General features: G+C 33.9%; 7 protein-coding genes and 1 pseudogene. 5 read left to right on the top strand and 3 right to left on the bottom strand.

Translation table 11 applies throughout. The features are described from left to right. On the bottom strand, positions 1 to 186 hold a 186-nt coding region (locus F6K13_RS05705), incomplete at its 3' end, for a hypothetical protein (RefSeq protein WP_287287011.1). A gap of 658 nt (positions 187 to 844) precedes the next feature. Here F6K13_RS05705 and F6K13_RS05700 point away from each other — a divergent pair. Beyond that, entirely contained in the window at positions 845 to 1060 is a 216-nt protein-coding gene (locus F6K13_RS05700) for a hypothetical protein (protein ID WP_124145143.1), read from the top strand. Positions 1061 to 1842: 782 nt separating this feature from the next. On the opposite strand, the gene F6K13_RS05695 is transcribed toward F6K13_RS05700, so the two are convergent. After that, entirely contained in the window at positions 1843 to 2013 is a 171-nt protein-coding gene (locus F6K13_RS05695) for a hypothetical protein (protein WP_192901129.1), read from the bottom strand. A 121-nt stretch (positions 2014 to 2134) separates the two neighbouring features. On the opposite strand from F6K13_RS05695, the gene F6K13_RS05690 reads away from it, so the two are divergent. Then, positions 2135 to 2398 (top strand): hypothetical protein, encoded by a 264-nt coding sequence (locus tag F6K13_RS05690; RefSeq protein WP_124155128.1) that lies wholly within the window; start codon positions 2135 to 2137, stop codon positions 2396 to 2398. A gap of 354 nt (positions 2399 to 2752) precedes the next feature. Continuing rightward, positions 2753 to 3304, top strand: coding sequence for a DUF2854 domain-containing protein (locus F6K13_RS05685; RefSeq protein ID WP_124145145.1), 552 nt, complete (start codon positions 2753 to 2755; stop codon positions 3302 to 3304). Positions 3305 to 4665: 1361 nt separating this feature from the next. Here F6K13_RS05685 and F6K13_RS05680 read toward each other — a convergent pair. Continuing rightward, positions 4666 to 4923, bottom strand: coding sequence for a chlororespiratory reduction protein 7 (locus F6K13_RS05680; RefSeq protein WP_124145146.1), 258 nt, complete (start codon positions 4921 to 4923; stop codon positions 4666 to 4668). A gap of 422 nt (positions 4924 to 5345) precedes the next feature. Between F6K13_RS05680 and sir the strand changes: the two are divergent. Together sir and F6K13_RS05670 are read left to right on the top strand one after the other, a co-directional pair. Beyond that, a pseudogene (sir, locus tag F6K13_RS05675) lies at positions 5346 to 7049 on the top strand (sulfite reductase, ferredoxin dependent); the annotation flags it as partial. A 1404-nt stretch (positions 7050 to 8453) separates the two neighbouring features. Next, positions 8454 to 9212 (top strand): 16S rRNA (uracil(1498)-N(3))-methyltransferase, encoded by a 759-nt coding sequence (locus F6K13_RS05670; RefSeq protein WP_124145162.1) that lies wholly within the window; start codon positions 8454 to 8456, stop codon positions 9210 to 9212. Positions 9213 to 10320 lie beyond the last annotated feature (1108 nt).

The raw sequence follows: 10320 nt of genomic DNA, 5'->3' as shown, positions 1-10320 counted from the left end.
TATAGTATCACAATGAGGCTTTAGAGCAAGCCACTCTGGCAATAATCCCCAAATTTCAGCAAGTTTTTGATTAAATAAAATTAAGTGATGAGATTTATTAAATAGGGCAATAGCATTATCTATTTGGTTAAGGATAAGTTCTTGCTCTTCCTTTAACCTCTGTAAATCTATTTCAAAATTCTCCATTTTTATGACTTATTATTTTTTCCATTCTTAATTAGACAAACAGGCAAGTTTAAGTTTCTTTACATAAATTTACAAAATCTTCTACTATTGAAGAGTGATAGCAATTAGATTGTGTGTGTGATCTTCAGCACACTCAAATAATTTTGTCGATCTATTACTGAAATAAACGAAATAAATATTAATAATATATAAGTAGAGAAAGTTTGATTAAATACTCATTTGTACTAAGTAGATAGACACGAAAAATCATCAGTATGTAATCAAAAGTCAAGTCTTTCAAAAACTTTTCCCCTTCTACATTCTGACTCCTGCCCTTCGTCTGATTATAATGATAAATTTTAATGCCGACCTACTTAACGCTAATCAACTTGTTAGTATTTTGTTGAAAAATTATTTTAAATAAGTAGGTGAGCATAAATAAACGTAATATTAGAGGGCGGATTTTTAGAACTTGATCGTGCTTAAGTCAAAGCTTTCGGTTAAACTCGCCCCTACAATTTTTTTAACGTTTAATTAGACATACCTACTTATAACTATTAAATAAAATACAAAACTAACTTGTCGCTGCCATGACCACTAACATCAAATTTCAACCTTTAACTTTACTGTTAAAATACTATACAAATACTGAGAAATTTACAAAACCAAAATAGTACTTATGGATAGCCAAGACCTTGCCAAATATATAGAAACAACTAACAGCATTTCTAAGCCTTGGCTATTGATACAACTTCGGATTCAAAAATTGAAAGAGCGTCGTGTAGAACTTTCTCCTGAAGAATATACTAAAAAATTAGCTGATATTCATCAAGATTTAATGAATTTAGGAGAGTGGTGGGTTGGTATTGAAGATGAAGTTTTTGGTGTAAAATAATGAAAAATTATCAGCTATTTTGCATTTAAACCATATATTCAATGATCAAGTAGGGACAAATAGCCATTCGTCCCTACTGCCCAAATTAATTAGTAACATTATTTTTCCAAATTGGTATTAGATTGTGTGAAAATATCTGCCAAAAAGGAAAGAATATATCTGAAAACAAGGTTGAAGAAGAAAGAAGTGGATGGAGACTCAAACTCCAACCAATTGTAAAAACCTTGTAGACAGCGGGGTATTAAACCCAAAAGAAAAGGATAAGAGTTTCCGACTTTTGATATGGTTTTTTGATTTTTTATAGATGATTTAGGATTGCTATATATCCGGTTTACCGAATAATTAATAATTAATAATTAATAATTAATAATTCGCGCCTTGAAGCCTCCCCTTTTAAGGGGAAAAAAACGGTCGTTAGCGCAGCTTCCCGAAGGGTGGGATGGTGAGGTCTCCTCGCCATCCCTCGACCAAGAAAAGAAATAATATTTCCTTATATTCAATCAAGAGCGGTTTTAACCAGAGGTAATTATCAATTATCAATTATCCATTATCCATTAATGAAATAGATTATTCATGGAGATAAGCAACAGCCAATCTGGAAAAAGTTATAACTCTAATTTAGTAAACCGGATTTTGTATTACATACTAACTTTCAAAGTGAACTATAAATCTGCTGCTGTATTTTCTAAGCATAAAAATCAGGCAAATTTAAACTATTTTTCTTAACTTCATTGTTTGTCAATCTATCTTTAACCAATGAATTGAAGAATACTAATTTTCTCTCAATCTGGAAAAGTTCGCTTTAATTCATCAATCAAGTCATCAATCTCTTCTAGAGCTTGATTAATATCAATTCTGAGTGTACCCAAATCTGGTTTTTCTAGCAGTTTAACTAGAGATTCTCGCTTGCTCTCAATATTAGCCACTCTTGCTTTGATTATCTGTGAGTCCATTTTAAATTCCTGATATACTCTTGTTAATACGATATTTTAGTTTAACTCAATAGTTAGATCTATAAATCTCAACAATCTCTGGTTATTGAAAATAAATTATCATAGATACTAGATACTAAAAATGTCTAATTTAGATCCAGAAAAGGAAGCTAAGACAGTTGATAAAGCAATGTTAAAGCAAATTGATTCCCTCAAAAAAGAGGATGAAAGATTGTACAATATTTTAGCAATAGATGTTTGGGCACTAGCAAAAACAATGGATGAATTTCAGCCTGGATTTTGGGCAGCTTTTATGAAAAATAGAGATAAAGCTTTGAAAAATTTTATGGCTGATACAGTTAAAAATAAACAAAAAAATGATCGTAGTCCACCTTTTCTTCATTAATATATACTGAAGAGTATCTAGGCAAAGTCAGATAATTGACTTAGTATTTAATACATCTCCATACCCCTGAATTTTTCACTCTTTCAAGTAGATTTTTGGAGACATAAATCAATAAGTAAATATAGATTGAAACTTAAATCATTTATTCAATATTGAAAATTACTAGAATATACCTCTATTCCTTGTTTGGTGTTCCCGACTTTAAAAGAAGTATAAAATAACTAAAATAATAGTTGACCTCGAAGTCATAATGAGGGTAAGATACACTTAGCAATACTAAAATTCTAGTTACAGAATTTATAAAAGCAAGAAACTGACTATCTATATATTATAATATTTTCTCTTTTTAAAGATATGCTAGGTAAAACTTCATTAGCAACAGTAGGATTAATTGTAGGTGGAATTATTTCTGTGATTGGAACAGCAGCTTACTTTACCAATCATCCCACACTTAATTTAGCAGGATTCTTCTACGGAATCCCGCTGCTTCTAGGAGGACTTGCTCTCAAAGCTGCTGAACTTGAACCAGTAACTTTTACACAACCAACTACCAAAGAAATTGTAACTCTCAGAGAAAAACAAGCTACTCCCATCCAAAATCAATTACGCAAAGATGTGACTCGGTATAGATATGGCCAAAAAGTACATTTGGAAGAATCTCTTAATCTCTTAGGTTTAAGTCCCACAGATGAAGAAACACCAATACTTAAGGGATTAAGGGAAGTAGATATTAATGATAATTATGCCTTAGTGCTGGAATTTTCTTCTCCGTCAATTCCGTTAGATACTTGGCTTCAGAAACAAGATAAACTATCAAGTTTTTTTGGACCAAATATCAAAGCAGAGGTAAATCAACCTACAGAAGGAAAGATTGACTTAGTTCTGATAACTACTCCAGAAGTATAAAATTATCAGGTAGTGGTACATAGTAATGGTAGAAGGAGATAGGTCGATGGGTCGATGAGTCGATGGGTAGTGGAAAAAACTGTGAGTAGGAAAGAAACAGAAATACATCCTCTCTCTTGGTCGATTGGATATGGCGAGGAGACCCGAAGAGTGACAGAGCTGCTCCGCTTTACATGTTGCGGAACAAAACACCATCCCTCAACTGCTTTCTTTTAATTGGATCTGAGGTAATCACAGCTAATATAATTAGGTAATTTGTCCCCAGTTAAATCAATACTATTGGTACTTACACATTTTCTGGCAAAAAAATGCCTAAGAGTCGTCTGCATAAGGGAACTACGTCAATGGCCTAAAAATGCCTGGAACCCGTGCTTGTGAAGGAATTATACCTTTTTGACGTAAAACTCTCTACCTGTATATATTTGAGACTATTTTATGGCTCTATTTTGTGTAAGTCCCACTATTACGGTTGCAGGACTGCCAATTATTATAGTGGTTTTCACAAAGGTAGACTACAGACAAAATATAAGTATGTTTTAAGTTTAATAAGTTACAGACCTAACAGCTATATTCTATGTTAATGAAAACCGCTATAAATATATAATCTTTAATACTTAATCAAAAATAAATTGATATTTTGTAGAAAATATTAACTTTATTTTCTGGTGTAGAAGTATTTTCAAAAAGTAATCTTTTAGATAGTTGCATCGGCAAGTTGATGAAGAAAATATTCTTTTAAAAGTCGTCAAAAGTAGCAAAATTAATCAGCTTGCATAAAACTCACAAATAAAGACCTGCTTTTGAATCAATTAACAGTGAACGGGTTGATAATTGGTTAGTTAAATAGTTATTAGGCAAAAGTTTTCAGTTATTAGCAAGTAGTTCAGCATTGAAACTGTATCTCTCAAATTTTAGCTAAAAGAAGTCATATCCTTATACCCGATACTTCCTATCCTAATCCACCTCAAACACTTAAGATTAAATCTGTTAATTAGCAAAAAAATGGTCTATTGGAGTTGGAAACTTATAACTATTAACTTTTAAATAAATAGTGGGAGTCAATTACAAACTGGTTAAAAACATTAACTGATAACTGATAAAACTTTGTTCCGCTACACGAAAGAGAAAATGTTATTGAAAAAATTCCCTTAGAGCTGATTTGTCAACTTAGCTGTTTGCCCAGCATCTCCGTTGGAAAAGTCTTATACTACCTAGCTTTTAATAATTTGGGATTTACTGGATAAAAACTCGCCAAGCCTAAATATAGCAAGGAATTTAGCCTCTTAATATTTACTTGATAAATCAGCTCTTAGCTGGGGGGTGGATATATTAGAAATGAATAAAAATCTTATGGTAGAAACTTACTTTTCCAAACGCACCACATACCATTGTATAAAATTACCATTGCTTAATTCATATTCACAATAGGTATCTCTTAGTTGTTGAGCTTGAGCATCTAGGGAAGATAACTTTTGTAAATCTCTAGGTAAATCATGTTGTTTTTGAGCTAGAATAAGCCGCAATTTTTCTAGTATTTCTAAACCTGTCATCAACTGCTCAGGTTTATTTGGTTCTAAGACGACGTAGTTTTCTTCTTGGTACATAAGTGAATTAGGCATTTTTAGAACGAAAATAGTTGAGTGTGACTAATACTGAAAATTCTATAATCAAGAAAAATCAAATACCGTATGTTTTCAAGGCGAAAAAAATATAAGTGACACAAGGAATCATTATAAGGTTGACAAAATACGGTTATATGAGAGTATAATAAAAGACTAATGAGTTACTTGTAAATTAATGGTAAATTATTATAAATGCTAAAAATAAAAAGATTAGTAAAAATAAACATATAGTGAATTATAAATAAATAAAATTAAGGAAACTACATTCCTAATTATAAGATTAAAGGAATATTTAATACGGTAACTCTACTTAAATATTAGCTATTAGCAACTTTAGAATGATAACTCCATCTCAAAATTTAGTACAAAAAGAGCAAAAACCTTCTAAGGTAGAAGGTATAAAATAAAATAGCAATTTCTTGCGGGAACCCCTAGCAACTCAACTGCTAGAAGATACAACGCACTTTACTGAAGAAGCTATTCAAATACTCAAATTTCATGGTTCTTACCAACAAGATAACCGGGATAATAGAGCGAAAGGGCAAGAAAAAGATTATCAAATGATGCTTCGCACTAGAAATCCAGGTGGCTTTATTCCGCCACAACTTTTTCTCACCTTAAATCGTTTATCTAATGAATATGGTAATGATACACTTCGTGTAACAACCAGACAAGGTTTTCAGTTGCATGGCATCTTAAAGAAAAATCTGAAAACGGTTATATCATCCATAATAAAAAGTATGGGATCGACTCTAGGAGCTTGTGGGGATCTTAATAGAAATGTAATGTCTCCTCCAGCTCCATATAAAAACCGTCGCGAATATGAATATGCAAAAGAATATGCGAATAAAATAGCAGATTTATTAACACCACAGACAGGTGCATATTATGAGATTTGGCTAGACGGGGAAAAAGTAATTAGTGCAGAAGAACATCCTGAAGTAAAAGCTGCTAGACAACTTAATAGTAATGGCACAATATTCACCAATAGTGAAGAACCTATTTACGGTACTCACTATATGCCAAGAAAATTTAAGTGTGCTGTAACCGTACCAGGAGACAACTCAGTAGACCTATACACTCAAGATGTTAGCCTAGTCGTAATTACCAATGAAACAGGAGAATTAGAAGGGTTTAATGTTTTAGCAGGGGGGGGTCTAGGTAGAACTCATCGAAAAGAAGAAACTTTCCCTTGTTTGGCCCAAGAGGTCGGGTATGTGGCCAAGGAAGATATTTATGAATTAATCAAGGCTATAGTAGCAACTCAGAGAGATTATGGCGATCGCAGCAACCGTCGCCATGCCAGAATGAAATATTTACTCCATGACTGGGGAATAGAAAAATTTAAGGCCAAATTAGAAGAATACTTTGGTAAATCCATTGCCCCCTTTAAACCTTTACCAGAATGGAAATATTTGGATTTTCTGGGATGGCATCAACAAGGAGATGGCAAGCTATTTTTAGGAATTTCTGTAGAAAATGGTCGTGTTAAAGATGAAGAATCATTTCAGCTAAAAACAGCACTGCGGAAAATTGTTGAGTTGTTTCAACTACCTATGTTGTTAACACCGAATCACAACATAATTCTCTATGAAATTCAACCACAGCAGCAACAAGCAATAGAACAAATTCTGGCTCAACATGGTGTCAGGAAAGAAAAAGATATTGACCCCTTAGTACGCTACAGCATGGCCTGTCCAGCTTTGCCAACTTGTGGACTAGCAATTGTCGAATCAGAAAGGGCCTTACCTGGTATACTGGGACAAATTCGGTTATTGTTGGACAAGGTGGGACTAGAACAGGAGCATCCTGTGATTAGAATGACAGGATGTCCCAATGGTTGTGCTAGACCCTATATGGCCGAATTAGGATTTGTCGGTAGTGCTCCTGATGCTTATCAGATTTGCTTAGGGGGTTCACCCAATCAAACACGACTGGCAAAAACTTATGTTGACAAATTACATATCAATAATCTGGAAGCTGAGTTGGAATTGATATTTATCTATTTCAAACAACAACGCCAACCAGATGAGAGTTTCGGCGATTTCTGCAATCGTGTTGGTATTGAAGCCATCCGTCAGTTCGTAACCAACTATCAATCTAGTTTCTCAATGAATACAGATATTAACAATTCAATGTTGACCTCAACCAACTCTGAAAATAATACTCCAGTAGTTACTAATGTTACTGAAGCAACTCCAGAAACTAAACCTCAAGAAGAAGGGGTAACTACAAATCAAGAAAATAATCAGGAAACGAATCTGATTAATAATCCAGTAAATTCACCCGTTAATTTTGATAGTACTCCGCCAGTAACTACATCAACAGTAAGTGAAACCCAGTCAGTAAATACTTCTGTATCTGGCGAAGTGGCAAATACTACTACAACACCATTTCCTGCTGTGGGTGAAGAAGCTAGTCAATCCACCCCTTCTAGTTTTGGTCAAGAGGTTAGTCAACCCACCCCTTCTAATTTTTCTCCAGAAACTGGTCAACCAACCCCTTCTAGTTTTGGTCAAGAGGTTAGTCAATCCACTCCTTCTAATTTTTCTCCAGAAGCTGGTCAACCACCCTCTTCTAATTTTTCTCCAGAAGCTGGTCAACCACCCTCTTCTAATTTTTCTCCAGAAGCTGGTCAACCACCCTCTTCTAATTTTTCTCCAGAAGCTGGTCAACCACCCTCTTCTAATTTTTCTCCAGAAGCTGGTCAACCACCCTCTTCTAATTTTTCTCCAGAAGCTGTTCAACCAACCCCTTCTAGTTTTGGTCAAGAGGTTAGTCAATCCACTCCTTCTAATTTTTCTCCAGAAGCTGGTCAAACAGCTCTTCCAGAGAAGCCAAAAGATACCAGTAAAATGCGACATCGGGTTAGCGTTAGAGATGAAATCTATACCAAACTAAAAGAAGAGTCAAAGCGTCAGGGTAAACCAGTAGTTCAATTAGCAACTGAAGCAATTGCAGAATACCTGGAGAAAATTAGGAATAACGAAAGCTTATCTGCTGCTGATGAAACTAATTTTAAGCAAGAATAGTTAATAGATTATTTCACTCCAAGAAATTGAAAAGTTGTGGGAGATAAGGGGTAGTAATTGTCCTCTAATTCAAAATTCGAGGTAGATTAAAAACCCCTCCCACCTAAAGAGTTTTTCAGTATTTCTAGGCTGAAAATTATGATGTGCTAGTGAATCTGAAATATCAATTTCAATTAGCTGTAATGAATTTACTACCCAGTCACATAACTTGATCGTAGGTTAAAAATATGATGTGGTAGTGAATCTGAAATATCAATTTCAATTAGCTGTAATAAATTTACTACCCAGTCACATAACTCGATAGTTAGAACTATCCAAAAATACCGATTTTGGCACAGTAGCATCAGGGTTTCAGAACTTTTAGACATCTCCAATAATCAAAAATCAAATTAATTATTGTACATAAATCATTAATTATTTCCGCCTACTCCTTCTTTTATGGAGATGTCTAATTTAAGAATAACCAAGTTTGAACAATTAAATTTTTTTCTAGATATGGCTAATTTGCAAAGATTAGCGATCGCCCCCCACCAAATTGAACGACAGAAAGTATATCTAAATCCTGAACAACAGCATTACTTAGGTCGAGTGTTGCGACTAGGGGAAGGAGACCAATTTATTGTAATGGATGGTCAAGGTAATTCTTGGTTAGCGAAACTTCAAACAGAAACCTCTAAAAAAAGTACAATCAATGCAATTTTAGAGAAAGAAATTTTTATTCAAAATGAACTACCCATAGACCTGATTCTAATTTCTGCCTTACCCAAAGGAAATAATTTTGATGAAATTGTTAGGCAAAGTACAGAATTAGGAGTTACTCATATTTTGCCAGTTATAAGTTCTAGAACTTTACTAAAACCTAGTCCGCAAAAGTTGCAAAGGTGGCAAAAAATTGCCCGTGAAGCTGCTGAACAATCAGAGCGTCAAATAGTTCCAATAATCAGAGAAACTATGGAATATTCGGCAGCTTTATCATTATTCGATGGTCAAACTTTATCTAATTATTACAAATATATATGTGTCGCTCGTAATAACTACTCTTCTTTACTTGAGAATTTATTAGATAATCAACTGCCAAAATCAATAGTAATAATTACAGGTCCGGAAGGAGGTTGGACTAATGTGGAAATAGAAGCAGCGATCGCCACAGGTTTTCAAGCAGTTTCTCTGGGTAAACGTATTCTCAGAGCAGTTACAGCTCCTTTAGTTGCATTGTCTCTAGTTGCTGCTGTATTAGAGAAAAGAAAAGTATAAAAGTAGGTTTTGCTTACCCATGCTCCGCTGAATACTAGCGCGATAGAACTCCGTTCCGCTACGCGATAACTACGTTTAGCTGCGCTATCGTACCACCACTTACTAATTCGGGCTTGCTGATTAAACCTGAAAGTACTGACTGATATTGGCTTTAGCCTTTTTGGGTTGGAAAAAGTACCAGCTTTTAAGTGGAAAAAGCTCAAAAAGCAAGTATTTTGGGATAAGGGGGGCAGGAAAATCTCTCGAACAATTATTCATCCTACTTTCTCTGTCTTCCCACCCTCCCCACACTTCCCACACTTTGCTTTTTTCAACAAACCCTAATTCTCTACTTCATTTTAATAAGCACCTACGCAGAGCTAATTACTTACCTCAAAAATACACGAAAATTTCTTCATAAGCAACCACCCTGTATTTCTTGCATATCAACACTTTTAATAAATGGCTAAAACAGAGGCGATCGCAGCCAAATTACCCCTATTTTTCCCCTAGATAGCTCATTTAAACTTTTTTGGGAAAATTAAGTTTAAATTTCAAATATATTTGACAATATTTTATAAATTTAATTTATACCTATATTTTTTCAGCAATTATTAAACCTTAAAAAGCTTACAGATAAAGCTTTTCAGAAGAGAAAACAGGAAGTATATTTTCTATAGATGTTTAATTATGACTATTGTCTATGTCATAATGGCAATGATAGTATCTTAATTAAGAAAGTAAAGTAGAAAGTAGAAAGATTAGAATAGATTTGGAAAAAGTACCTTTTGATAACTAACTAGGGTTTGCGTATGGAAAATCTTTTTGCTGTTTGTAGGGAGTAGGAAGTAGGAAGTAGGGAGTAGTTAGAACGTAGAATAAATGGAAATTACAGAGTCAGTGGCCAACACAGTAGTAAGAGTGATTTTTCGGCTTTTGCTTCGGTGAAAATCTTCACTTTTTTAACAATCCCTTGCTGAAAAGCTCATACTTTTTCAAGACATAAATTGCCTAAAACCAATATCAATGAATGCTTTGATATTTAATCAGCAAGCCATAACTAGGTTTGGTATAACCTCTAATTTAAAACTTTCAAAATAAAAGTTTCATTTATAATTTCCAAATTGCA

Origin of the sequence: Okeania sp. SIO2B9 (genome assembly GCF_010672505.1) — a bacterium.
Classification (GTDB): Bacteria; Cyanobacteriota; Cyanobacteriia; order Cyanobacteriales; family Microcoleaceae; genus Okeania; species Okeania hirsuta.
This window is presented reverse-complemented; position numbering and strand designations above follow the sequence as displayed.